This window comes from Mesorhizobium sp. B1-1-5, from assembly GCF_006443065.1.
GTDB lineage: Bacteria > Pseudomonadota > Alphaproteobacteria > Rhizobiales > Rhizobiaceae > Mesorhizobium.
The window spans coordinates 1-25,257 of the sequence record NZ_VFWS01000073.1 but is presented as its reverse complement, the minus strand read 5'-3'; the positions used below and the strand labels follow the sequence as shown (position 1 = coordinate 25,257).

The following is a 25,257-nucleotide window of genomic DNA, read 5'->3' as shown; positions in this document are numbered from 1 at the left end:
CGATCTACAATGACGTGTGGATCGGCATGGATGCGGTGATCATGCCGGGCGTGACGGTGGGCGACGGCGCCATTGTCGCCGCGAAATCGGTTGTCACGCACGACGTGCCGCCTTATGCGATCGTGGCCGGCAATCCGGCAAGGATAGTGAAGATGCGCTTCGACGAGTTCACGGTGCGGCGGCTGCTCAAGGCGGCCTGGTGGGACTGGCCGGTCGACAAGATCAGCCGCAACCTCAACGCCATTCGCGGCGCCGACATTTCAAGGCTGGAGGCAGCGGTTTGAACGCGCCCGAAAAAATGACAAACGACAAGACCCCGAACGAAACGGCGATCAGCCCGGAGCTGTTCACCCGTGGCTGGGTCTTCATCCGCGGCGTGCCGTCGATGAAGTTCCTGCCGCCGGAAGGCCCGCCGGAGATCGCCTTCGCCGGTCGTTCCAATGTCGGCAAATCGTCGCTGATCAACGCGCTGGTCGGGCACAAGGGCCTGGCGCGCACCTCGAACACGCCGGGGCGCACGCAGGAGCTCAATTATTTCGTGCCCGACGGCTTTTCCGGCGAGGGCGCCGACCTGCCGCCGATGGCGTTGGTCGACATGCCGGGCTACGGCTATGCCAGCGCGCCGAAGGACAAGGTCGATGAGTGGACGAAACTCATCTACGAATATCTGCAGGGCCGCGTGACGCTGAAGCGCGTCTATGTGCTGATCGACGCGCGCCACGGCATCAAGGCCAAGGACGAGGAAGTGCTGACGCTGCTCGACAAGGCGGCAGTCTCCTACCAGGTGGTGCTGACCAAGACCGACAAGATCAAGGCCGCCGGCGTGCCGAGGCTGGTCGAGGAGACGCTGGCCAAGATCAAGAAGCGGCCGGCGGCGTTTCCACTGGTGCTGGCCACCTCGTCGGAAAAAGCCGAGGGCCTGGACGAGCTGCGCGCCGCCATCGCTTTGGTAGCGAACGGCGGCTGACGCCGCCCGCCAGGGACCGACCCTCAGGATCAATCCATCTCGTCGCGTTCCGGCTCACGATCGCGCCGGCCGGTGAGGATCTCGCGCTTGCCGACATGGTTGGGGGCGCCGACCAGGCCTTCCTTTTCCATGCGCTCGACCAATGAGGCGGCGCGGTTGTAGCCGACGCCGAGGCGGCGCTGGATGTAGGAGGTCGAGCACTTCTTGTCGCGCTTGACCACTTTGACGGCTTCCTCATAGAGCGCGTCGCCATCCTCCTCGGCCATCGCGCTTTTGTCGAAGACCGGGCCGGCGTCGGCCGCTTCCTGTTCCTCTTCCTCGTCGGCGGTGACGGTGTCGAGATATTCGGGACGTCCCTGCGCCTTCAGATGCGCCACGACATGCTCGACCTCGACATCGGAAACGAAGGGGCCGTGCACGCGCGAAATGCGCCCGCCGCCGGCCATGTGCAGCATGTCGCCCTGGCCGAGCAGTTGCTCGGCGCCCTGCTCGCCGAGGATGGTGCGGCTGTCGATCTTCGACGTCACTTGGAACGAGATGCGGGTCGGGAAATTGGCTTTGATCGTGCCGGTGATGACATCGACGGACGGGCGTTGCGTCGCCATGATCAGATGGATTCCGGCGGCGCGCGCCATCTGCGCCAGCCGCTGGATGGCGCCTTCGATCTCCTTGCCGGCCACCATCATCAGGTCGGCCATCTCGTCGACGATGATGACGATATAGGGCATCGGCGCGAGGTCGATCGCGCGCTCCTCGAACAGCGGCTCGCCGGTGCCCCTCTCGAAGCCGGCCTGCACCTGCATGGTCACGACCTCGCCCTTGTCGCGGGCGCCTGCCGCGCGCTGGTTGTAGCCGTCGATGTTGCGCACGCCGAGGCGCGCCATCTTGCGGTAGCGATCCTCCATCTCGCGCACCGCCCATTTCAGCGCCGTGACGGCCTTTTTCGGATCGGTGACGACCGGCGTCAAAAGATGCGGGATGCCGTCATAGACGGAGAGCTCCAGCATCTTGGGGTCGACCATGATGAGACGGCATTCCTGCGGTTTCATCCGGAAGAGCAGCGACAGGATCATGGTGTTGATGGCGACCGACTTGCCCGACCCGGTGGTGCCCGCCACCAGGAGATGCGGCATCTTGGCGAGCTCAGCGATGACCGGTTCGCCGCCGATCGTCTTGCCGAGGCCGAGCGCCAGCTTGCAGGAGGTGTTGCGGAAGCCGGCCGAGCCGATCAGCTCGCGGAAATAGACCGTCTCGCGCGTCTCGTTGGGCAGCTCGATGCCGATGACATTGCGGCCCGGCACCACGGCCACTCGCGCCGAGACGGCCGACATGGAGCGGGCGATATCGTCGGCGAGCCCGATGACGCGGCTGGATTTCACGCCCGGCGCCGGCTCGAACTCGTACAGCGTGACGACCGGCCCCGGCCGGACATGGATGATCTCGCCCTTGACGCCGAAATCCTCCAGCACGCTTTCGAGCAGGTCGGCATTCTGCTCCATCCGCTCCTGCGACATGTAGAAGCCCTGGCCCTCGGGCGGCATCTGCAAAAGCTCTTCTGAAGGAAGCTCGTAGCCGCCCATCGCGGATAGCGGCACGACTTCGCCGGCGACGGGTAGGGAAGGTGCCTGCCTGGCTTTCCTAGCGCTTACCGGGTCGGAGATCGGCATGGGCTTGGCAGGCGCCGGTTGGGCGGCCGCCGGAGCCGGCACGGGCGCCGAGATCGGACTTGCCTCAACCGCGTTGGAGCGCCATTCGATGACCCGGTAAAATGACGTCGCCTCGCCCAGGAAGGCGGCGCGGGGCTGGACCGGTTGCGCGGCCGGACGCTGCGCCGGCACCGGCTGCATCAATGGCTGCGCCGGAACGGCAGGCGCCTGCGCGGCCTCAGTCAGACGCGCCCGCGCCAGGCGCTCGGCCAGGAAGGGCATGCCGAACTCGAAAAAGGCATGATCGGAAAGATAGGACCAGCGCAGTCCGCTCGGGCGCGGTTTTGGCGCCGGCGCAGCGGCAGCCTGGGTCGGCGCGGTCGGAGGGCTCGGGACGGCGGCTGGGGCAACAGTGGCTGGTGCGCGGACCAGCCTGGTTTGCATCGGCGCCGTGGCGGGAGCGGCGGAACTTTTCCGGACCGGAGCGGCTGGCGGCGGAGCCGGCGGCGCAGGCCGGACGGGCTCGGCCGCGGATGCCTTGGTCGGCGCATCCTCCGGCGGGGCGGCCCGCCTGGCGAGGTCGGTGTCCGGCGTGCGCGTGAAACGCACATTGGGCGCAAGGAAGAAATAGTTCTGCCAGGCGGGGAGGCCGAAATCGTCGCCGGCCGATTCGGACGATGCGTTACGAGCTGCGCTCGATTCGGCCCCGGGCAGGACTCGCAGCGGCACGACCTGCCCTGCTTGCGGGACCGCGCCATGGCGCCCGGTTTCCCGCGGATTGCGATGTTCGTCGTCGCTGTTGTGGGCTGAGGCGCCGGGATGAGTGGCACGGGGGAAACGCATGGATGTCATTCTCGAGACTCGCCGATTGAACGTCTCCCGAGACATAGGAAGCGATGGTTAACAGGTCCTTCCGAAAGCGCCTGCCGGACGATGCCGATCGATATTTTGAGAGGGGGGTCTTCAGGCCGGTCTTCTCGGTCGAGGCAGACCGCCGATGGACTTCGCGGAGACGCCTCGCGACCCCTTCAGCTTCGCCCTTCGCGCTCCGGGATCCGCATGCCCGAACGGTCAGGCCGATTGCAACGCCTTTTCCTCGGCGAGGAATTTTTCCGTGCCGTAGGCCTTGAGGAAGACATCGACACCGGAGGTCACGATGTGCTCGATCTCCGCCTGGCTCGGCGCCTTGGTGCGGTAGGAAAAGATGCACTGCCGGAACAGGCCGGCGAGACAGAGCTCGGTGAACTGATAGGCGGCAAGATCGACATCGTCGATCTTGAGCAGGCCGCGCTCGACGGCTTCATTGAGGAAGGCCATGACCCTGTCGTGGCCGCGCTTCGGGCCGCGCTCGTAAAACCGGGCGCCGAGCTCGGGTATCCTGTCGGACGCGCCGACCACCGTGCGCTGGGCCTGGATGACCTTGGCCGAGGTGATCTTGACCGACAGCACGGTGCCAAATTTCACCAGCGTCTTGCGCAGGTCGTCGAAGTGGTCGAGCACCTCATACATGTTCTTGAAGATGGTGCCGCGCTCTTCCTCGATGAGAGCCTCGAACAGCTCTTCCTTGTTCTCGAAATAGACGTAGATCGTGCCCTTGGAGACGCCGGCCTCGCGCGTGATGTCGTTCATCGAGGCCGCTTCAAAACCCTTATCTATAAAGACGCGGCGGGCGCCCTCGATGATCTGGGCCCGCTTTACGGGATCCTGCCCGGCCGCCGGGCGGCCCTTGCGTAAGTCGAGCAGATCGCTATCGGCTGTCGTGTCGACCATGGAAGTCGTTCCTTGAAAAATATTTCGAACCGCTCGGTTCGATTTCCTCTTGATATGGTCCTCTTTCCGCGCTATGTCAATCTCCAATTCGAACCGAACGGTTCAGTCTGACTGACATCCAGAGAGATCGCTATGTCCTCGAACGCGCCCGCCACCGCCGAAGTCCGCTCTTTTCCCAACGCCAAGGTCCAGCCTTCGACCGAAGCGCCGGAAGTTCCTGTCCAGCCCGCCGCTCCCGTTGCGACGCCCGCGGCTGAAGCACCCGCCAAGAAGAAGCGCTCTGTCCGCTCTTTCCTGTTACCGATCATCGGGCTTGCCCTGCTCGGCGCCGGTTCCTGGTATGGTTATAACTATTGGACCGACGGCCGGTTCATGATCTCCACCGACGACGCCTATGTCCAGGCCGATATGTCGTTCGTCTCGCCGAAAATATCCGGTTATATCGACAAGGTGCTGGTGAGCGAGAATCAGCTGGTCAAGGCCGGCGATCCGCTGTTCGTCATCGACAATGGCGACTACAAGATCGCCGTCGCCCAGGCCGAGGCGCAGATCGCCACCTTGGCGAAGACGCTCGACCGCATCGACGCCCAGACCAAGGCGGCCCAGGCCTCGCTGTCGCAGGCCCAGGCGCAGAAGGTCGCGGACCAGGCTTCTGCCGACAATGCGGCGCGCGCCCAGGTGCGGGCGGCGCAACTCGTCAAGACCCATGTCGGCACGCAGGCCCAGCTCGACGACGCCCAGACCGCGCTCGACCAGGCCAAGGCGGCGCTTGTCGGCGCCGATGCGCAGATCGCCGCGGCGCAAGCCAATATCGGCGTTCTGGAAGCCCAGCGCGCGGAGCAGGCCTCGACGCTCGCCTCGCTGCAGCTCAGCCGCGACAAGGCCCAGCGCGACCTGTCCTTCACCGTGCTGAAGGCGCCCTATGACGGCGTCGTCGGCAACCGCACGGTCGAGCAGGGCGATCTCGTCAGCCCCGGCCAGAAGCTCGCCGTCGTCGTGCCGATGGACAAGCTCTACATCGTCGGCAACTTCAAGGAGACGCAGCTCGGCCGGATGGTGCCTGGCGAGAAGGTCCGCATCACCGTCGACGCTATCGACGGCCAGTCCTTCGAAGGCACGGTTTCCTCGCTGGCGCCGGCTTCGGGCGCGGTGTTCTCGCTGCTTCCGCCGGAAAACGCCACCGGCAACTTCACCAAGGTGGTGCAGCGCGTGCCCGTGCGCATCGACGTGCCGGCCGACGTGCTGAAGGCCGGCAAGCTGCGCGCCGGGCTGAGCGTCGTCGTCGCTGTCGACAGCCGCACCGCGCCGGCTTCGACAACCAACTGATTGGGGGGCGGCCCGGCGGCCGATCGAGCGCCGGGCCGTCCAGCCTGCTTTATCGTTTTCGGCGCAATTCGGGACCGCCACGCGCTCGTCCCAGGAATTGCCCAGGGAGGCCATGACATGGCAACCGCAACCATCACCGCAGGATCAATGCCCGGACGTCCGGTCGTCGCCGCGCCGGCCCTGCCCGCCGACCATATGCCTGTGCGCCGCGTCGTCGCCTTCCTGGCGATGGTGTTCGGCATGTTCATGGCGATCCTGGACATCCAGATCGTCTCGGCCTCGCTCTCGGAAATCCAGGCGGGCCTGAGCGCCAGCTCCGACGAGATCCCGTGGGTGCAGACCGCCTACCTGATCGCCGAGGTGGTGATGATCCCGCTGTCCGGCTTCCTCAGCCGCATGCTGTCGACGCGCGTGCTGTTCACCACCGCGGCGGCCGGCTTCACCGCGGCCAGCGCGCTCGCCGCCACCGCCACCAATATCGACCAGATGATCGTCTACCGCGCCATCCAGGGCTTTATCGGCGGCGGCATGATCCCCAGCGTCTTCGCGGCCGCCTTCACCATCTTTCCGCCCTCCAAGCGCGCCATCGTCTCGCCGATGATCGGCCTGGTGGCGACGCTGGCGCCGACGATCGGCCCGACGGTGGGCGGCTATATCAGCCACGCCATGTCCTGGCACTGGCTGTTCCTGATCAATGTCGTGCCCGGCATCCTGGTGGCGACGGCAGCCTGGTCGCTGATCGATTTCGACAAGCCCAACCTGAAACTGTTCTCGAAGTTCGACTGGTGGGGCCTGATCGGCATGGCCGCTTTCCTCGGCTGCATGGAATATGTGCTTGAGGAAGGCCCGAACCACGACTGGCTGCAGGAGCCGGCGGTGTTCGCCTGCGCCATCATCATGACCATCGGCGGCGTCATCTTCTTCTGGCGCGTCTTCACCGCCGAGGAGCCGATCGTCGACCTGAGGGCCTTCAGCAACATCAACTTCGCCTTCGGCTCGCTGTTCTCCTTCGTCGTCGGCATCGGCCTCTATGGGCTCACCTATCTCTATCCGGTGTTCCTGGGCCGTATCCGCGGCTACGATTCGATGATGATCGGCGAGGCGCTGTTCGTCAGCGGCCTGGCGATGTTCTTCACCGCGCCCGTTGCCGGCATCCTGTCGAACAAGATCGACCTGAGGCTGATGATGATGATCGGCTTCGTCGGCTTTGCCACCGGCACCTGGTGGATGACGCATCTTACGGCCGACTGGGATTTCTATGAGCTGTTGATCCCGCAGATCCTGCGCGGCTGTTCGATGATGCTGTGCATGGTGCCGATCAACAACATCGCGCTCGGTACGCTGCCGCCGGAACGGCTGAAGAACGCGTCGGGCCTGTTCAATCTGACCCGCAACCTTGGCGGCGCCGTCGGCCTCGCGGTGATCAACACGGTGCTGATCGACCGCAACGCCTTCCACTATGCGCGGCTCTCCGAGCATGTGCAGTGGGGCAGCGAGACCGCGCAGACCAGGCTGCAGAACATGACGCAGAATTTCGAGCAGACCGCCGGTCTCGACGCAGCAAGCGCTGCGATCTCGAAGCTGTCCGGCATGGTGCACCAGCAGGCGGCGCTTTTGTCCTTCATGGACGTGTTCATGATGCTGACGGTGCTGTTCGCCTCGCTCGGATTTTTCGTTCTGTTCATCAACAAGCCGGCCCCGCAGGGCGGCGGTAGCGGCGGAGGCCATTGAGGAGCCGGAACCCCCGCCTGGCTTCCTCAACGCGTGACCCCGGAAATCGGTGTCGATTTCCGGGGTCATTCTCTTTGGAGAGATTGAACGTGTCTCTTTGTTTTTTAACGCAATTCCGGATGGAAACCGCTAGAGGCGCAAATCGCAATCGTCATTCCAGGGCGGAGCAGGAGCGCAGCTCCGTCGCGGAGACCCTGGAATCCATGCCGTTACCTTCGCCAAGGCGTGCAACGGAGCAAAATTCTGCACTGTGGCGGCGCTTCCAAGTCACGGAATGGATTCTATGGTCTGCGCCGCGTCGCTTCGCTCCTTGCTTCGCCATAGAATGACGACGTTGGGGCGGCCCCGGCGTTTGCGCTGATTCCCGGAAATGAACGGAAATCTTGCACCGAGACAAACGGCAACCTTTCAAAATCCCTGTGTCGGGGAACTAGACACTTTTGCTCAGGCTGAAGCCGGCTTGAAGCTTAGCGCCACGCCGTTGATGCAGTGGCGCAGGCCGGTGGGCGGCGGGCCGTCGTCGAAGACATGACCGAGATGGCCTCCGCAGCGCCGGCAGTGGACCTCGGTGCGGGTCATGCCGAGAGAATTGTCCACGGTCTTGCCGATGGAATTGGCGATCTCCTGGTAGAAGCTCGGCCAGCCGGTGCCGGAATCGAATTTCGTCTCGGACGAATAGACCGGCAGGTCGCAGCCGGCACAGGCGAAGATGCCCTTGCGATGCTCGTTGAGCAGCGGGCTGGTACCTGGATATTCGGTGCCTTGCTTGCGCAGCACGTCGAAGGCCTCGTCCGACAGAATGGCGTGCCATTCGGCATCGGTCTTGGTGACTTCGAACGTCTCGGCGGCGAGAGCGGGTTTCGGTCCGCCGGCACGCAGCATCGCTGCGGATCCGACGATGAGAGCGGTGGCGGCGGCCCCGCTCCAGAGAAAATCGCGACGGTTCATGGCCGTTCCTCCTGACGCATTTTGCCAAGATAGAGCCCGGGCCGGAAATCAAAAGCCGGTGACGCCCCATCTCCTCGTTCGAGCAATTCCGGACAGAACCTTCCTGGAACGTTCCGGATGCTGCTCCGCGCCGCCCTTGCGGGATGGTGCGGAGCAATCCTTGCCGGCGGCGCGGATCTTGGATGTCGCGGCCGGCGCTCAGCCATGTCTTCGCCGGCCGGGTCCGCTTTGTTACATCTTCGGCAAGAGAACCTTGTCGATGACGTGGATGACGCCGTTCGACTGGCGGGCATCGGCGATGGTGACATGGGCGACATTGCCGTTCTCGTCGGTGACGGTGACCTTGCCCTTCTCCGCCTTCAGCGTCAGCTCGCAGCCGCCGACGGTCTTGACCTGGTGGGCGCCGCCATCGGCCTTGGCCATCTTGGCGACGTCGGCGGCCAGCGCCTTGGCGGCGACGACATGGCAGGTCAGCACCTTGGTCAGCTTGTCCTTGTTCTCGGGCTTGAGCAGCGTGTCGACCGTGCCGGCGGGCAGCGCCGCAAAAGCCTCGTTGGTCGGCGCGAAGACGGTGAACGGACCGGCGCCCTGCAGCGTGTCGACCAGGCCGGCGGCCTTGACGGCGGCGACCAGCGTGGTGTGGTCCTTCGAATTGACGGCGTTCTCGATGATGTTCTTCTTGGCATACATCGGCGCGCCGCCGACCATCGGATTGGCAGCGTAGGCAACGGCGCCGAGCGCCGAAAGGCCAAGTGTAGAGGCAAGCAAAAGGGTGGCGAGTTTACGCATGGTGTCAGTCTCCTCGGGTTGTTTCTTCCCGTCCTTGGGAACGCGAGGAGATACGGGGCCGAAAAACGTTAGTTTCACGAAGGGCGCGAGTTTTTTATTCCAGTGCTTTATTGTGTCCGCGTCACCGATAGCAACAGCGAACTTTTCCTGCCTGGCAAAGGAGGATATACACTTCAGTTAGCCTTCGACAATCGGCTGACCAGGGTCAGATGCCCTTCAGGTCACCCGCGGCGACGACCGGACCGGTCGGCTGGCCGGTCGGCGAACCGCCAGGGGGCTCGAGGCTGACGGCGAGCACGGCGCCTTGCGCCAGCTTCTGCTGGACGGCCGGCGTGACCGCCATGCGCGCGGTCGGGCCGGTGGGGATGACGCCCATCGAGACCGGCGCGTTCTTGCCTTCGATCATCCACAGCTCGAAGTCCTTGCCGGCGCCGCGGTCGCCGGAGACCAGCGACAGGCCGACCTCGTGGCGGGCGGCGTCATAGACGGCAAGATATTTGACGTTGCTGTTGTCGGCGGCCAGAGAGGCGACCAGCCTGGTCTCGGGCGGCTTGACCGGCGGGTTGACGTAAGGCAGGGCGACATAGACGGCCAAAGCGGCGATGGCCGCTGCGGCGAGGCCGCGCCAGAAGGCAAGGCTCGCCCACAGGCCGCCGCTGGGCGTAGACACGGACGACGCGAACAGGCGGCGGTCGATTGCCACTTTCACCGAATCCGGCGGCTCGACCGCGGCATAGGCGGCGGCCATGGGCGCGAAATGGGCTTCCCAGGCATCGACCAGGCGGGCGAACGCCGCCTCGGCATCGATGCGACGGGAAGCGATCTGGCGCTCGTCGGCTGCCAGAACGCCGAGAACGTACTCGGCGGCGAGCAGATCGTCGCCTCCACGTTCCGGTCCGTTGTCCTCTGCCAGCGTCATCTTTCCAGGCATTCTCTCAGTTTCAGCAGGCTTCGCCGCAGCCAGGTCCGCATCGTGTTCAGCGGAACCTTGAAGCGCTCCGCCAGCTCGGCATAGCTTTCGCCGCCCAGATAGGCGCCCCGGACGGCCGCTGCCCGGTCTTGTTCCAGTTCGTCGAGGCAATGGTGGATGCGTTCGGTCTCGCCGCCCGCCACAGCCATGGCCTCGGGTCCCGGCGCCGGATCGGCGACGTCGAGGGCCATATCGATGTTGGCGGAAGGACTGCGCCGCGACCGGATGCGATCGATCGCATGGTTGCGCGCAACGGCCACCAGCCAGGAAATCGGGCTCAGATCGGAAACCGCGAAACGGTCCGCCTTCGTCCAGATTTTGACGAAGACCTCCTGCAGCGCTTCTTCCGCATCACCCCGGTCCCTCAAGACACGAAGGCAGACGCCGAAAAGTTTCCCGCTGGTCTGCTTGTAGAGCAGATCGAACGCAGCCCGGTCCTTCATCGAAGTCCGGACGATCAGCTTGCTGATGTCCTGAGGCCCCATGCAGGCAAATTAGAAGATTGCGATTTAATTGCAACGGCGGCGGAAGCGTTGTCCACCAGCGGCCGCGGGCCGATCCCAGGCGTCTCGACACTGGATCGTTGCCAAGCAAATCCTTGCCCCTTGCCCGACGCAATTCCAAACGGAAAACAGCTCACACTTTTCTTGGAATTGCTCTAGCCTCTCGAAAAACCGGGGGATGCGGATGTCGATCGAGCGTGTACTTTGGGAGCAGGATGCGACAGGGCTTGGCGAGCTCGTCCACAAAGGGGAAATCGCGCCGCAGGAGCTGGTCGATGCGGCGATCGCGCGCGCCGAAGCGACAAGGCTCGATATCAATGCGATTGCCACGCCGCTTTACGACGCCGCGCGGGCACGGGCCAAGACCGTCGACCGCACGCTGCCGCTGGCCGGCGTGCCCTTCGCGCTCAAGGATCTCGGCATCGGCATCAAGGGCGTGCCGATCCATGGCGGCAGCCGCATCCCGCCCTTCACCGCCGATTTCGACTCGGTAATGGTCGAGCGCTATCTGGCCGCCGGCTTGATCCCGATCGTCACCAGCACCTCCCCCGAGCATGGGCTCAGGTTGATGACGGAGTCGGCCCGCTTCGGCATCACCCGCAATCCCTGGAATACCGGGCACACGACCGGTGGCTCCTCCGGCGGCTCGGCGGCGCTCGTCGCCGCGGGCGTGGTGCCGGCGGCGCATGCTTCGGACGGCGGCGGCTCGATCCGCGTGCCTTCGGCCTGCAGCGGGCTGGTCGGCTTGAAGACCTCGCGCGGCCGCGTGCCACTGACGCCCCTCGTCAGCGAAAGCTGGTACGGCATGGTCGTCGACCACGCCGTCAGCCGCTCGGTGCGCGATACCGCGCTGCTGCTCGATCTCACCCACGGCGCCGATCCGCTCTCGCCCTATGCGGCCCGCGCACCGAAAGGCTCGTTTGCCGCAGCCGCGGCGCGCGAGCCCGGCAAGCTCAGCCTCGCCGTCTACCGCAAGTCGCCGCTCGGCCTGCCGATCTCGGCTGAGACGCTTGAGGCGCTCGACACCGCGGTGGCGCTGGCGCGCGAAGGCGGCCACACGGTGGAGGAGATCGACCTGCCTTTCATCGGCCGCGATTTCATTTCCGATTTCTGCCGGAGTGTCGCCGCGGCCGTTGCCGGCACGATGCGGGCCGAGGCGCAGCGCGTCGGCCGCCCGGTGGCCGGCGAGGTCGAGCGCGCCACGCGCGTGCTCACCCGTCTCGGTGAAATGTTGTCGGCCGGCGAGGTTTACGAGGGCGTGCAGCGGCTCAACGCCACGGCGCGGCGGCTGATCGAAGAGACCGCGCGCTACGACGCCGTGCTGATGCCGCTGATCGCGCATCCGCCTTTGGCCTGCGGTTCGATGGACCCCAAGGGCGCCGACGAATTCATCGAGAACCTGCTCGACAAACTGCATCTCACCCGCCTGCTCAAGGTCAAGGCGGTGTTCGGCCAGCTGATGGACAAGAGCCTGTGGTTCACCCATTGGCCGGCGATCCAGAACGTCAGCGGGCAGCCGTCGATCGCGCTGCCGGTGCACGTCACGGCGGACGGCCTGCCACTCGGCATCCAGGCCGCCGGCCGGCCCGGCGACGAGGAGACGCTTTTGTCCTTCGCCGCGCAGATGGAGAAGCTTTCGGGATGGCTGAAGCGGCGCGCGCCTCTCAAGGTGCCCGGCGGTTCTGCGCAGGGATTTTGAAAAGTTGCCGGTCCAACCTCGTCATTCCAGGGGCGGAGCAGCCGCGCAGCGGCGTCGCGGAGACCCTGGAATCCATTCCGTGACGTTGGTCAAAGAGTGCAGCGGAGCAGAATTCTACACCGCAGCAGCGCTCTGAAGCCACGGAATGGATCCTCGGGTCTGCGCGACGCCGCTTCGCGGCTGCTCCGCCCTGGAATGACGAGGTTGGGAGCCTTCAGCCGATCGCCAGCGTTTGCCCTGATTTCACGGACACAATGACGAAATCTGCTAATTCGCCAGCACAGTAATTTTGCCGGGGCAGGCCGTGTTTGTGTTGGCAAGCGGCATGCCTTGGAGATTGGCCGAAACGGCCCAACCTCGTCATCCACAGGCGGAGCAAGGAGCGAAGCGACGCGCGCAGACCCGAGGATCCATTCCGTGGCTTCAGAGCGCTGCTGCGGTGTAGAATTCTGCTCCGCTGCACTCTTTGACCAACGTCACGGAATGGATTCCAGGGTCTCCGCGACGCCGCTGCGCGGCTGCTCCGCCCCTGGAATGACGAGGTTGGACCGGCAACTTTTCAAAATCCCTGCGCAGAACCGCCGGGCACCTTGAGAGGCGCGCGCCGCTTCAGCCATCCCGAAAGCTTCTCCATCTGCGCGGCGAAGGACAAAAGCGTCTCCTCGTCGCCGGGCCGGCCGGCGGCCTGGATGCCGAGTGGCAGGCCGTCCGCCGTGACGTGCACCGGCAGCGCGATCGACGGCTGCCCGCTGACGTTCTGGATCGCCGGCCAATGGGTGAACCACAGGCTCTTGTCCATCAGCTGGCCGAACACCGCCTTGACCTTGAGCAGGCGGGTGAGATGCAGTTTGTCGAGCAGGTTCTCGATGAATTCGTCGGCGCCCTTGGGGTCCATCGAACCGCAGGCCAAAGGCGGATGCGCGATCAGCGGCATCAGCACGGCGTCGTAGCGCGCGGTCTCTTCGATCAGCCGCCGCGCCGTGGCGTTGAGCCGCTGCACGCCCTCGTAAACCTCGCCGGCCGACAACATTTCACCGAGACGGGTGAGCACGCGCGTGGCGCGCTCGACCTCGCCGGCCACCGGGCGGCCGACGCGCTGCGCCTCGGCCCGCATCGTGCCGGCAACGGCCGCGGCGACACTCCGGCAGAAATCGGAAATGAAATCGCGGCCGATGAAAGGCAGGTCGATCTCCTCCACCGTGTGGCCGCCTTCGCGCGCCAGCGCCACCGCGGTGTCGAGCGCCTCAAGCGTCTCAGCCGAGATCGGCAGGCCGAGCGGCGACTTGCGGTAGACGGCGAGGCTGAGCTTGCCGGGCTCGCGCGCCGCGGCTGCGGCAAACGAGCCTTTCGGTGCGCGGGCCGCATAGGGCGAGAGCGGATCGGCGCCGTGGGTGAGATCGAGCAGCAGCGCGGTATCGCGCACCGAGCGGCTGACGGCGTGGTCGACGACCATGCCGTACCAGCTTTCGCTGACGAGGGGCGTCAGTGGCACGCGGCCGCGCGAGGTCTTCAAGCCGACCAGCCCGCTGCAGGCCGAAGGCACGCGGATCGAGCCGCCGCCGTCCGAAGCATGCGCCGCCGGCACCACGCCCGCGGCGACGAGCGCCGCCGAGCCGCCGGAGGAGCCACCGGTCGTGTGCCCGGTATTCCAGGGATTGCGGGTGATGCCGAAGCGGGCCGACTCCGTCATCAACCTGAGCCCATGCTCGGGGGAGGTGCTGGTGACGATCGGGATCAAGCCGGCGGCCAGATAGCGCTCGACCATTACCGAGTCGAAATCGGCGGTGAAGGGCGGGATGCGGCTGCCGCCATGGATCGGCACGCCCTTGATGCCGATGCCGAGATCCTTGAGCGCGAAGGGCACGCCGGCCAGCGGCAGCGTGCGGTCGACGGTCTTGGCCCGTGCCCGCGCGGCGTCGTAAAGCGGCGTGGCAATCGCATTGATATCGAGCCTTGTCGCTTCGGCGCGCGCGATCGCCGCATCGACCAGCTCCTGCGGCGCGATTTCCCCTTTGTGGACGAGCTCGCCAAGCCCTGTCGCATCCTGCTCCCAAAGTACACGCTCGATCGACATCCGCATCCCCCGGTTTTTCGAGAGGCTAGAGCAATTCCAAGAAAAGTGTGAGCTGTTTTCCGTTTGGAATTGCGTCGGGCAAGGGGCAAGGATTTGCTTGGCAACGATCCAGTGTCGAGACGCCTGGGATCGGCCCGCGGCCGCTGGTGGACAACGCTTCCGCCGCCGTTGCAATTAAATCGCAATCTTCTAATTTGCCTGCATGGGGCCTCAGGACATCAGCAAGCTGATCGTCCGGACTTCGATGAAGGACCGGGCTGCGTTCGATCTGCTCTACAAGCAGACCAGCGGGAAACTTTTCGGCGTCTGCCTTCGTGTCTTGAGGGACCGGGGTGATGCGGAAGAAGCGCTGCAGGAGGTCTTCGTCAAAATCTGGACGAAGGCGGACCGTTTCGCGGTTTCCGATCTGAGCCCGATTTCCTGGCTGGTGGCCGTTGCGCGCAACCATGCGATCGATCGCATCCGGTCGCGGCGCAGTCCTTCCGCCAACATCGATATGGCCCTCGACGTCGCCGATCCGGCGCCGGGACCCGAGGCCATGGCTGTGGCGGGCGGCGAGACCGAACGCATCCACCATTGCCTCGACGAACTGGAACAAGACCGGGCAGCGGCCGTCCGGGGCGCCTATCTGGGCGGCGAAAGCTATGCCGAGCTGGCGGAGCGCTTCAAGGTTCCGCTGAACACGATGCGGACCTGGCTGCGGCGAAGCCTGCTGAAACTGAGAGAATGCCTGGAAAGATGACGCTGGCAGAGGACAACGGACCGGAACGTGGAGGCGACGATCTGCTCGCCGCCGAGTACGTTCTCGGCGTTCTGGCAGCCGACGAGCGCCAGATCGCTTCCCGTCGCATCGATGCCGAGGCGGCGTTCGCCCGCCTGGTCGATGCCTGGGAAGCCCATTTCGCGCCCATGGCCGCCGCCTATGCCGCGGTCGAGCCGCCGGATTCGGTGAAAGTGGCAATCGACCGCCGCCTGTTCGCGTCGTCCGTGTCTACGCCCAGCGGCGGCCTGTGGGCGAGCCTTGCCTTCTGGCGCGGCCTCGCCGCAGCGGCCATCGCCGCTTTGGCCGTCTATGTCGCCCTGCCTTACGTCAACCCGCCGGTCAAGCCGCCCGAGACCAGGCTGGTCGCCTCTCTGGCCGCCGACAACAGCAACGTCAAATATCTTGCCGTCTATGACGCCGCCCGCCACGAGGTCGGCCTGTCGCTGGTCTCCGGCGACCGCGGCGCCGGCAAGGACTTCGAGCTGTGGATGATCGAAGGCAAGAACGCGCCGGTCTCGATGGGCGTCATCCCCACCGGCCCGACCGCGCGCATGGCGGTCACGCCGGCCGTCCAGCAGAAGCTGGCGCAAGGCGCCGTGCTCGCCGTCAGCCTCGAGCCCCCTGGCGGTTCGCCGACCGGCCAGCCGACCGGTCCGGTCGTCGCCGCGGGTGACCTGAAGGGCATCTGACCCTGGTCAGCCGATTGTCGAAGGCTAACTGAAGTGTATATCCTCCTTTGCCAGGCAGGAAAAGTTCGCTGTTGCTATCGGTGACGCGGACACAATAAAGCACTGGAATAAAAAACTCGCGCCCTTCGTGAAACTAACGTTTTTCGGCCCCGTATCTCCTCGCGTTCCCAAGGACGGGAAGAAACAACCCGAGGAGACTGACACCATGCGTAAACTCGCCACCCTTTTGCTTGCCTCTACACTTGGCCTTTCGGCGCTCGGCGCCGTTGCCTACGCTGCCAATCCGATGGTCGGCGGCGCGCCGATGTATGCCAAGAAGAACATCATCGAGAACGCCGTCAATTCGAAGGACCACACCACGCTGGTCGCCGCCGTCAAGGCCGCCGGCCTGGTCGACACGCTGCAGGGCGCCGGTCCGTTCACCGTCTTCGCGCCGACCAACGAGGCTTTTGCGGCGCTGCCCGCCGGCACGGTCGACACGCTGCTCAAGCCCGAGAACAAGGACAAGCTGACCAAGGTGCTGACCTGCCATGTCGTCGCCGCCAAGGCGCTGGCCGCCGACGTCGCCAAGATGGCCAAGGCCGATGGCGGCGCCCACCAGGTCAAGACCGTCGGCGGCTGCGAGCTGACGCTGAAGGCGGAGAAGGGCAAGGTCACCGTCACCGACGAGAACGGCAATGTCGCCCATGTCACCATCGCCGATGCCCGCCAGTCGAACGGCGTCATCCACGTCATCGACAAGGTTCTCTTGCCGAAGATGTAACAAAGCGGACCCGGCCGGCGAAGACATGGCTGAGCGCCGGCCGCGACATCCAAGATCCGCGCCGCCGGCAAGGATTGCTCCGCACCATCCCGCAAGGGCGGCGCGGAGCAGCATCCGGAACGTTCCAGGAAGGTTCTGTCCGGAATTGCTCGAACGAGGAGATGGGGCGTCACCGGCTTTTGATTTCCGGCCCGGGCTCTATCTTGGCAAAATGCGTCAGGAGGAACGGCCATGAACCGTCGCGATTTTCTCTGGAGCGGGGCCGCCGCCACCGCTCTCATCGTCGGATCCGCAGCGATGCTGCGTGCCGGCGGACCGAAACCCGCTCTCGCCGCCGAGACGTTCGAAGTCACCAAGACCGATGCCGAATGGCACGCCATTCTGTCGGACGAGGCCTTCGACGTGCTGCGCAAGCAAGGCACCGAATATCCAGGTACCAGCCCGCTGCTCAACGAGCATCGCAAGGGCATCTTCGCCTGTGCCGGCTGCGACCTGCCGGTCTATTCGTCCGAGACGAAATTCGATTCCGGCACCGGCTGGCCGAGCTTCTACCAGGAGATCGCCAATTCCATCGGCAAGACCGTGGACAATTCTCTCGGCATGACCCGCACCGAGGTCCACTGCCGGCGCTGCGGAGGCCATCTCGGTCATGTCTTCGACGACGGCCCGCCGCCCACCGGCCTGCGCCACTGCATCAACGGCGTGGCGCTAAGCTTCAAGCCGGCTTCAGCCTGAGCAAAAGTGTCTAGTTCCCCGACACAGGGATTTTGAAAGGTTGCCGTTTGTCTCGGTGCAAGATTTCCGTTCATTTCCGGGAATCAGCGCAAACGCCGGGGCCGCCCCAACGTCGTCATTCTATGGCGAAGCAAGGAGCGAAGCGACGCGGCGCAGACCATAGAATCCATTCCGTGACTTGGAAGCGCCGCCACAGTGCAGAATTTTGCTCCGTTGCACGCCTTGGCGAAGGTAACGGCATGGATTCCAGGGTCTCCGCGACGGAGCTGCGCTCCTGCTCCGCCCTGGAATGACGATTGCGATTTGCGCCTCTAGCGGTTTCCATCCGGAATTGCGTTAAAAAACAAAGAGACACGTTCAATCTCTCCAAAGAGAATGACCCCGGAAATCGACACCGATTTCCGGGGTCACGCGTTGAGGAAGCCAGGCGGGGGTTCCGGCTCCTCAATGGCCTCCGCCGCTACCGCCGCCCTGCGGGGCCGGCTTGTTGATGAACAGAACGAAAAATCCGAGCGAGGCGAACAGCACCGTCAGCATCATGAACACGTCCATGAAGGACAAAAGCGCCGCCTGCTGGTGCACCATGCCGGACAGCTTCGAGATCGCAGCGCTTGCTGCGTCGAGACCGGCGGTCTGCTCGAAATTCTGCGTCATGTTCTGCAGCCTGGTCTGCGCGGTCTCGCTGCCCCACTGCACATGCTCGGAGAGCCGCGCATAGTGGAAGGCGTTGCGGTCGATCAGCACCGTGTTGATCACCGCGAGGCCGACGGCGCCGCCAAGGTTGCGGGTCAGATTGAACAGGCCCGACGCGTTCTTCAGCCGTTCCGGCGGCAGCGTACCGAGCGCGATGTTGTTGATCGGCACCATGCACAGCATCATCGAACAGCCGCGCAGGATCTGCGGGATCAACAGCTCATAGAAATCCCAGTCGGCCGTAAGATGCGTCATCCACCAGGTGCCGGTGGCAAAGCCGACGAAGCCGATCATCATCATCAGCCTCAGGTCGATCTTGTTCGACAGGATGCCGGCAACGGGCGCGGTGAAGAACATCGCCAGGCCGCTGACGAACAGCGCCTCGCCGATCATCATCGAATCGTAGCCGCGGATACGGCCCAGGAACACCGGATAGAGATAGGTGAGCCCATAGAGGCCGATGCCGACGACGAAGGAGAACAGCGAGCCGAAGGCGAAGTTGATGTTGCTGAAGGCCCTCAGGTCGACGATCGGCTCCTCGGCGGTGAAGACGCGCCAGAAGAAGATGACGCCGCCGATGGTCATGATGATGGCGCAGGCGAACACCGCCGGCTCCTGCAGCCAGTCGTGGTTCGGGCCTTCCTCAAGCACATATTCCATGCAGCCGAGGAAAGCGGCCATGCCGATCAGGCCCCACCAGTCGAACTTCGAGAACAGTTTCAGGTTGGGCTTGTCGAAATCGATCAGCGACCAGGCTGCCGTCGCCACCAGGATGCCGGGCACGACATTGATCAGGAACAGCCAGTGCCAGGACATGGCGTGGCTGATATAGCCGCCCACCGTCGGGCCGATCGTCGGCGCCAGCGTCGCCACCAGGCCGATCATCGGCGAGACGATGGCGCGCTTGGAGGGCGGAAAGATGGTGAAGGCGGCCGCGAAGACGCTGGGGATCATGCCGCCGCCGATAAAGCCCTGGATGGCGCGGTAGACGATCATCTGGTCGATATTGGTGGCGGTGGCGGCGAGCGCGCTGGCCGCGGTGAAGCCGGCCGCCGCGGTGGTGAACAGCACGCGCGTCGACAGCATGCGGCTGAGGAAGCCGGACAGCGGGATCATCACCACCTCGGCGATCAGGTAGGCGGTCTGCACCCACGGGATCTCGTCGGAGCTGGCGCTCAGGCCCGCCTGGATTTCCGAGAGCGAGGCCGAGACGATCTGGATGTCCAGGATCGCCATGAACATGCCGAACACCATCGCCAGGAAGGCGACGACGCGGCGCACAGGCATATGGTCGGCGGGCAGGGCCGGCGCGGCGACGACCGGACGTCCGGGCATTGATCCTGCGGTGATGGTTGCGGTTGCCATGTCATGGCCTCCCTGGGCAATTCCTGGGACGAGCGCGTGGCGGTCCCGAATTGCGCCGAAAACGATAAAGCAGGCTGGACGGCCCGGCGCTCGATCGGCCGCCGGGCCGCCCCCCAATCAGTTGGTTGTCGAAGCCGGCGCGGTGCGGCTGTCGACAGCGACGACGACGCTCAGCCCGGCGCGCAGCTTGCCGGCCTTCAGCACGTCGGCCGGCACGTCGATGCGCACGGGCACGCGCTGCACCACCTTGGTGAAGTTGCCGGTGGCGTTTTCCGGCGGAAGCAGCGAGAACACCGCGCCCGAAGCCGGCGCCAGCGAGGAAACCGTGCCTTCGAAGGACTGGCCGTCGATAGCGTCGACGGTGATGCGGACCTTCTCGCCAGGCACCATCCGGCCGAGCTGCGTCTCCTTGAAGTTGCCGACGATGTAGAGCTTGTCCATCGGCACGACGACGGCGAGCTTCTGGCCGGGGCTGACGAGATCGCCCTGCTCGACCGTGCGGTTGCCGACGACGCCGTCATAGGGCGCCTTCAGCACGGTGAAGGACAGGTCGCGCTGGGCCTTGTCGCGGCTGAGCTGCAGCGAGGCGAGCGTCGAGGCCTGCTCCGCGCGCTGGGCTTCCAGAACGCCGATATTGGCTTGCGCCGCGGCGATCTGCGCATCGGCGCCGACAAGCGCCGCCTTGGCCTGGTCGAGCGCGGTCTGGGCGTCGTCGAGCTGGGCCTGCGTGCCGACATGGGTCTTGACGAGTTGCGCCGCCCGCACCTGGGCGCGCGCCGCATTGTCGGCAGAAGCCTGGTCCGCGACCTTCTGCGCCTGGGCCTGCGACAGCGAGGCCTGGGCCGCCTTGGTCTGGGCGTCGATGCGGTCGAGCGTCTTCGCCAAGGTGGCGATCTGCGCCTCGGCCTGGGCGACGGCGATCTTGTAGTCGCCATTGTCGATGACGAACAGCGGATCGCCGGCCTTGACCAGCTGATTCTCGCTCACCAGCACCTTGTCGATATAACCGGATATTTTCGGCGAGACGAACGACATATCGGCCTGGACATAGGCGTCGTCGGTGGAGATCATGAACCGGCCGTCGGTCCAATAGTTATAACCATACCAGGAACCGGCGCCGAGCAGGGCAAGCCCGATGATCGGTAACAGGAAAGAGCGGACAGAGCGCTTCTTCTTGGCGGGTGCTTCAGCCGCGGGCGTCGCAACGGGAGCGGCGGGCTGGACAGGAACTTCCGGCGCTTCGGTCGAAGGCTGGACCTTGGCGTTGGGAAAAGAGCGGACTTCGGCGGTGGCGGGCGCGTTCGAGGACATAGCGATCTCTCTGGATGTCAGTCAGACTGAACCGTTCGGTTCGAATTGGAGATTGACATAGCGCGGAAAGAGGACCATATCAAGAGGAAATCGAACCGAGCGGTTCGAAATATTTTTCAAGGAACGACTTCCATGGTCGACACGACAGCCGATAGCGATCTGCTCGACTTACGCAAGGGCCGCCCGGCGGCCGGGCAGGATCCCGTAAAGCGGGCCCAGATCATCGAGGGCGCCCGCCGCGTCTTTATAGATAAGGGTTTTGAAGCGGCCTCGATGAACGACATCACGCGCGAGGCCGGCGTCTCCAAGGGCACGATCTACGTCTATTTCGAGAACAAGGAAGAGCTGTTCGAGGCTCTCATCGAGGAAGAGCGCGGCACCATCTTCAAGAACATGTATGAGGTGCTCGACCACTTCGACGACCTGCGCAAGACGCTGGTGAAATTTGGCACCGTGCTGTCGGTCAAGATCACCTCGGCCAAGGTCATCCAGGCCCAGCGCACGGTGGTCGGCGCGTCCGACAGGATACCCGAGCTCGGCGCCCGGTTTTACGAGCGCGGCCCGAAGCGCGGCCACGACAGGGTCATGGCCTTCCTCAATGAAGCCGTCGAGCGCGGCCTGCTCAAGATCGACGATGTCGATCTTGCCGCCTATCAGTTCACCGAGCTCTGTCTCGCCGGCCTGTTCCGGCAGTGCATCTTTTCCTACCGCACCAAGGCGCCGAGCCAGGCGGAGATCGAGCACATCGTGACCTCCGGTGTCGATGTCTTCCTCAAGGCCTACGGCACGGAAAAATTCCTCGCCGAGGAAAAGGCGTTGCAATCGGCCTGACCGTTCGGGCATGCGGATCCCGGAGCGCGAAGGGCGAAGCTGAAGGGGTCGCGAGGCGTCTCCGCGAAGTCCATCGGCGGTCTGCCTCGACCGAGAAGACCGGCCTGAAGACCCCCCTCTCAAAATATCGATCGGCATCGTCCGGCAGGCGCTTTCGGAAGGACCTGTTAACCATCGCTTCCTATGTCTCGGGAGACGTTCAATCGGCGAGTCTCGAGAATGACATCCATGCGTTTCCCCCGTGCCACTCATCCCGGCGCCTCAGCCCACAACAGCGACGACGAACATCGCAATCCGCGGGAAACCGGGCGCCATGGCGCGGTCCCGCAAGCAGGGCAGGTCGTGCCGCTGCGAGTCCTGCCCGGGGCCGAATCGAGCGCAGCTCGTAACGCATCGTCCGAATCGGCCGGCGACGATTTCGGCCTCCCCGCCTGGCAGAACTATTTCTTCCTTGCGCCCAATGTGCGTTTCACGCGCACGCCGGACACCGACCTCGCCAGGCGGGCCGCCCCGCCGGAGGATGCGCCGACCAAGGCATCCGCGGCCGAGCCCGTCCGGCCTGCGCCGCCGGCTCCGCCGCCAGCCGCTCCGGTCCGGAAAAGTTCCGCCGCTCCCGCCACGGCGCCGATGCAAACCAGGCTGGTCCGCGCACCAGCCACTGTTGCCCCAGCCGCCGTCCCGAGCCCTCCGACCGCGCCGACCCAGGCTGCCGCTGCGCCGGCGCCAAAACCGCGCCCGAGCGGACTGCGCTGGTCCTATCTTTCCGATCATGCCTTTTTCGAGTTCGGCATGCCCTTCCTGGCCGAGCGCCTGGCGCGGGCGCGTCTGACTGAGGCCGCGCAGGCGCCTGCCGTTCCGGCGCAGCCATTGATGCAGCCGGTGCCGGCGCAGCGTCCGGCCGCGCAACCGGTCCAGCCCCGCGCCGCCTTCCTGGGCGAGGCGACGTCATTTTACCGGGTCATCGAATGGCGCTCCAACGCGGTTGAGGCAAGTCCGATCTCGGCGCCCGTGCCGGCTCCGGCGGCCGCCCAACCGGCGCCTGCCAAGCCCATGCCGATCTCCGACCCGGTAAGCGCTAGGAAAGCCAGGCAGGCACCTTCCCTACCCGTCGCCGGCGAAGTCGTGCCGCTATCCGCGATGGGCGGCTACGAGCTTCCTTCAGAAGAGCTTTTGCAGATGCCGCCCGAGGGCCAGGGCTTCTACATGTCGCAGGAGCGGATGGAGCAGAATGCCGACCTGCTCGAAAGCGTGCTGGAGGATTTCGGCGTCAAGGGCGAGATCATCCATGTCCGGCCGGGGCCGGTCGTCACGCTGTACGAGTTCGAGCCGGCGCCGGGCGTGAAATCCAGCCGCGTCATCGGGCTCGCCGACGATATCGCCCGCTCCATGTCGGCCGTCTCGGCGCGAGTGGCCGTGGTGCCGGGCCGCAATGTCATCGGCATCGAGCTGCCCAACGAGACGCGCGAGACGGTCTATTTCCGCGAGCTGATCGGCTCGGCCGGCTTCCGCAACACCTCCTGCAAGCTGGCGCTCGGCCTCGGCAAGACGATCGGCGGCGAACCGGTCATCGCTGAGCTCGCCAAGATGCCGCATCTCCTGGTGGCGGGCACCACCGGGTCGGGCAAGTCGGTCGCCATCAACACCATGATCCTGTCGCTGCTCTTCCGGATGAAACCGCAGGAATGCCGTCTCATCATGGTCGACCCCAAGATGCTGGAGCTCTCCGTCTATGACGGCATCCCGCATCTTTTGACGCCGGTCGTCACCGATCCGAAAAAGGCCGTCACGGCGCTGAAATGGGCGGTGCGCGAGATGGAGGATCGCTACCGCAAGATGGCGCGCCTCGGCGTGCGCAACATCGACGGCTACAACCAGCGCGCGGCAGGCGCCCGCGACAAGGGCGAGGTCGTGACCATGCAGGTGCAGGCCGGCTTCGAGAGGGGCACCGGCGAGCCGCTGTTCGAGGAGCGCGCGATCGACCTCGCGCCGATGCCCTATATCGTCATCATCGTCGACGAGATGGCCGACCTGATGATGGTGGCCGGCAAGGAGATCGAAGGCGCCATCCAGCGGCTGGCGCAGATGGCGCGCGCCGCCGGAATCCATCTGATCATGGCGACGCAACGCCCGTCCGTCGATGTCATCACCGGCACGATCAAAGCCAATTTCCCGACCCGCATCTCGTTCCAAGTGACGTCGAAGATCGACAGCCGCACCATCCTCGGCGAGCAGGGCGCCGAGCAACTGCTCGGCCAGGGCGACATGCTGCACATGGCCGGCGGCGGGCGCATTTCGCGCGTGCACGGCCCCTTCGTTTCCGATGTCGAGGTCGAGCATGTCGTGGCGCATCTGAAGGCGCAGGGACGTCCCGAATATCTCGACACCGTCACCGCCGACGAGGAAGAGGAACAGGAAGCGGCCGACGCCGGCCCGGTCTTCGACAAAAGCGCGATGGCCGAGGAGGATGGCGACGCGCTCTATGAGGAAGCCGTCAAAGTGGTCAAGCGCGACAAGAAGTGCTCGACCTCCTACATCCAGCGCCGCCTCGGCGTCGGCTACAACCGCGCCGCCTCATTGGTCGAGCGCATGGAAAAGGAAGGCCTGGTCGGCGCCCCCAACCATGTCGGCAAGCGCGAGATCCTCACCGGCCGGCGCGATCGTGAGCCGGAACGCGACGAGATGGATTGATCCTGAGGGTCGGTCCCTGGCGGGCGGCGTCAGCCGCCGTTCGCTACCAAAGCGATGGCGGCGCGCAGCTCGTCCAGGCCCTCGGCTTTTTCCGACGAGGTGGCCAGCACCAGTGGAAACGCCGCCGGCCGCTTCTTGATCTTGGCCAGCGTCTCCTCGACCAGCCTCGGCACGCCGGCGGCCTTGATCTTGTCGGTCTTGGTCAGCACCACCTGGTAGGAGACTGCCGCCTTGTCGAGCAGCGTCAGCACTTCCTCGTCCTTGGCCTTGATGCCGTGGCGCGCGTCGATCAGCACATAGACGCGCTTCAGCGTCACGCGGCCCTGCAGATATTCGTAGATGAGTTTCGTCCACTCATCGACCTTGTCCTTCGGCGCGCTGGCATAGCCGTAGCCCGGCATGTCGACCAACGCCATCGGCGGCAGGTCGGCGCCCTCGCCGGAAAAGCCGTCGGGCACGAAATAATTGAGCTCCTGCGTGCGCCCCGGCGTGTTCGAGGTGCGCGCCAGGCCCTTGTGCCCGACCAGCGCGTTGATCAGCGACGATTTGCCGACATTGGAACGACCGGCGAAGGCGATCTCCGGCGGGCCTTCCGGCGGCAGGAACTTCATCGACGGCACGCCGCGGATGAAGACCCAGCCACGGGTGAACAGCTCCGGGCTGATCGCCGTTTCGTTCGGGGTCTTGTCGTTTGTCATTTTTTCGGGCGCGTTCAAACCGCTGCCTCCAGCCTTGAAATGTCGGCGCCGCGAATGGCGTTGAGGTTGCGGCTGATCTTGTCGACCGGCCAGTCCCACCAGGCCGCCTTGAGCAGCCGCCGCACCGTGAACTCGTCGAAGCGCATCTTCACTATCCTTGCCGGATTGCCGGCCACGATCGCATAAGGCGGCACGTCGTGCGTGACAACCGATTTCGCGGCGACAATGGCGCCGTCGCCCACCGTCACGCCCGGCATGATCACCGCATCCATGCCGATCCACACGTCATTGTAGATCG

Annotated in this window: 22 protein-coding genes; 11 read left to right on the top strand and 11 right to left on the bottom strand. The window is 65.0% G+C overall.

Annotation, left to right across the window (positions count from 1 at the left end; translation table 11 throughout):
• The coding region (locus tag FJ980_RS20285; RefSeq protein ID WP_140545563.1) for a CatB-related O-acetyltransferase at nt 1-284 on the top strand (284 nt) is incomplete at its 5' end.
• Nucleotides 285-298: 14 nt separating this feature from the next.
• Complete coding sequence (gene yihA / locus FJ980_RS20280; protein ID WP_140545564.1) at nt 299-967, top strand: ribosome biogenesis GTP-binding protein YihA/YsxC; 669 nt, start codon at nt 299-301, stop codon at nt 965-967.
• A 29-nt stretch (nt 968-996) separates the two neighbouring features.
• Here the strand turns inward: yihA (FJ980_RS20280) and FJ980_RS20275 are convergent, their stop codons facing one another.
• Together FJ980_RS20275 and FJ980_RS20270 are read right to left on the bottom strand one after the other, a co-directional pair.
• On the bottom strand, nt 997-3,456 hold the full coding sequence (locus FJ980_RS20275; protein ID WP_246676477.1) for a DNA translocase FtsK: 2,460 nt from the start codon (nt 3,454-3,456) through the stop codon (nt 997-999).
• A gap of 228 nt (nt 3,457-3,684) precedes the next feature.
• Entirely contained in the window at nt 3,685-4,383 is a 699-nt protein-coding gene (locus FJ980_RS20270; protein WP_140545566.1) for a TetR/AcrR family transcriptional regulator, read from the bottom strand.
• Between the two features lie 132 nt (nt 4,384-4,515).
• Between FJ980_RS20270 and FJ980_RS20265 the strand changes: the two genes are divergently transcribed.
• Entirely contained in the window at nt 4,516-5,709 is a 1,194-nt protein-coding gene (locus FJ980_RS20265) for an HlyD family secretion protein (RefSeq protein WP_140545567.1), read from the top strand.
• Nucleotides 5,710-5,826: 117 nt separating this feature from the next.
• Nucleotides 5,827-7,440, top strand: a complete 1,614-nt coding sequence (locus FJ980_RS20260; protein WP_140545568.1) for a DHA2 family efflux MFS transporter permease subunit — start codon at nt 5,827-5,829, stop codon at nt 7,438-7,440.
• Between the two features lie 444 nt (nt 7,441-7,884).
• On the opposite strand, the gene msrB (FJ980_RS20255) is transcribed toward FJ980_RS20260, so the two are convergent.
• From msrB (FJ980_RS20255) to FJ980_RS20240, 4 genes are all read right to left on the bottom strand, one after another.
• A complete protein-coding gene (gene msrB, locus FJ980_RS20255) occupies nt 7,885-8,388 on the bottom strand; it encodes a peptide-methionine (R)-S-oxide reductase MsrB (protein WP_071069177.1) in 504 nt (167 codons plus the stop codon).
• A 231-nt stretch (nt 8,389-8,619) separates the two neighbouring features.
• Complete coding sequence (locus FJ980_RS20250) at nt 8,620-9,177, bottom strand: fasciclin domain-containing protein (RefSeq protein ID WP_140545569.1); 558 nt, start codon at nt 9,175-9,177, stop codon at nt 8,620-8,622.
• Nucleotides 9,178-9,382: 205 nt separating this feature from the next.
• Nucleotides 9,383-10,096: an anti-sigma factor gene (locus FJ980_RS20245; protein WP_140545570.1), complete on the bottom strand. Its 714-nt coding sequence runs from the start codon at nt 10,094-10,096 to the stop codon at nt 9,383-9,385.
• On the bottom strand, nt 10,093-10,632 hold the full coding sequence (locus FJ980_RS20240) for a sigma-70 family RNA polymerase sigma factor (RefSeq protein ID WP_140545571.1): 540 nt from the start codon (nt 10,630-10,632) through the stop codon (nt 10,093-10,095). Before FJ980_RS20240 ends, FJ980_RS20245 begins: the two co-directional genes overlap by 4 nt.
• Before the next feature lie 202 nt (nt 10,633-10,834).
• Between FJ980_RS20240 and FJ980_RS20235 the strand changes: the two genes are divergently transcribed.
• Complete coding sequence (locus tag FJ980_RS20235; protein WP_140545572.1) at nt 10,835-12,349, top strand: amidase; 1,515 nt, start codon at nt 10,835-10,837, stop codon at nt 12,347-12,349.
• 559 nt (nt 12,350-12,908) lie between these two features.
• Here the strand turns inward: FJ980_RS20235 and FJ980_RS20230 are convergent.
• A complete protein-coding gene (locus FJ980_RS20230) occupies nt 12,909-14,423 on the bottom strand; it encodes an amidase (protein WP_140545572.1) in 1,515 nt (504 codons plus the stop codon).
• Between the two features lie 202 nt (nt 14,424-14,625).
• On the opposite strand from FJ980_RS20230, the gene FJ980_RS20225 reads away from it, so the two are divergent.
• From FJ980_RS20225 to msrB (FJ980_RS20210), 4 genes are all read left to right on the top strand, one after another.
• Nucleotides 14,626-15,165, top strand: a complete 540-nt coding sequence (locus FJ980_RS20225; protein ID WP_140545571.1) for a sigma-70 family RNA polymerase sigma factor — start codon at nt 14,626-14,628, stop codon at nt 15,163-15,165.
• Nucleotides 15,162-15,875, top strand: coding sequence for an anti-sigma factor (locus FJ980_RS20220; RefSeq protein ID WP_140545570.1), 714 nt, complete (start codon nt 15,162-15,164; stop codon nt 15,873-15,875). Before FJ980_RS20225 ends, FJ980_RS20220 begins: the two co-directional genes overlap by 4 nt.
• A gap of 205 nt (nt 15,876-16,080) precedes the next feature.
• A complete protein-coding gene (locus FJ980_RS20215; RefSeq protein ID WP_140545569.1) occupies nt 16,081-16,638 on the top strand; it encodes a fasciclin domain-containing protein in 558 nt (185 codons plus the stop codon).
• Nucleotides 16,639-16,869: 231 nt separating this feature from the next.
• On the top strand, nt 16,870-17,373 hold the full coding sequence (gene msrB, locus FJ980_RS20210; RefSeq protein ID WP_071069177.1) for a peptide-methionine (R)-S-oxide reductase MsrB: 504 nt from the start codon (nt 16,870-16,872) through the stop codon (nt 17,371-17,373).
• A 444-nt stretch (nt 17,374-17,817) separates the two neighbouring features.
• On the opposite strand, the gene FJ980_RS20205 is transcribed toward msrB (FJ980_RS20210), so the two are convergent.
• Both FJ980_RS20205 and FJ980_RS20200 read right to left on the bottom strand, forming a co-directional pair.
• Complete coding sequence (locus tag FJ980_RS20205; protein ID WP_140545568.1) at nt 17,818-19,431, bottom strand: DHA2 family efflux MFS transporter permease subunit; 1,614 nt, start codon at nt 19,429-19,431, stop codon at nt 17,818-17,820.
• 117 nt (nt 19,432-19,548) lie between these two features.
• Entirely contained in the window at nt 19,549-20,742 is a 1,194-nt protein-coding gene (locus tag FJ980_RS20200) for an HlyD family secretion protein (protein WP_140545567.1), read from the bottom strand.
• Nucleotides 20,743-20,874: 132 nt separating this feature from the next.
• Here FJ980_RS20200 and FJ980_RS20195 point away from each other — a divergent pair, with 132 nt between their 5' ends.
• A complete protein-coding gene (locus tag FJ980_RS20195; protein ID WP_140545566.1) occupies nt 20,875-21,573 on the top strand; it encodes a TetR/AcrR family transcriptional regulator in 699 nt (232 codons plus the stop codon).
• Nucleotides 21,574-21,801: 228 nt separating this feature from the next.
• The gene (locus FJ980_RS20190; RefSeq protein WP_246676477.1) at nt 21,802-24,261 is read left to right on the top strand and encodes a DNA translocase FtsK; all 2,460 of its coding nucleotides are present in this window, start codon (nt 21,802-21,804) and stop codon (nt 24,259-24,261) included.
• Nucleotides 24,262-24,290: 29 nt separating this feature from the next.
• Here FJ980_RS20190 and yihA (FJ980_RS20185) read toward each other — a convergent pair whose 3' ends face one another.
• Nucleotides 24,291-24,959, bottom strand: a complete 669-nt coding sequence (gene yihA / locus FJ980_RS20185; RefSeq protein WP_140545564.1) for a ribosome biogenesis GTP-binding protein YihA/YsxC — start codon at nt 24,957-24,959, stop codon at nt 24,291-24,293.
• 14 nt (nt 24,960-24,973) lie between these two features.
• Nucleotides 24,974-25,257, bottom strand: a 284-nt coding sequence (locus tag FJ980_RS20180; RefSeq protein WP_140545563.1) for a CatB-related O-acetyltransferase, incomplete at its 5' end; no start/stop codon positions are given.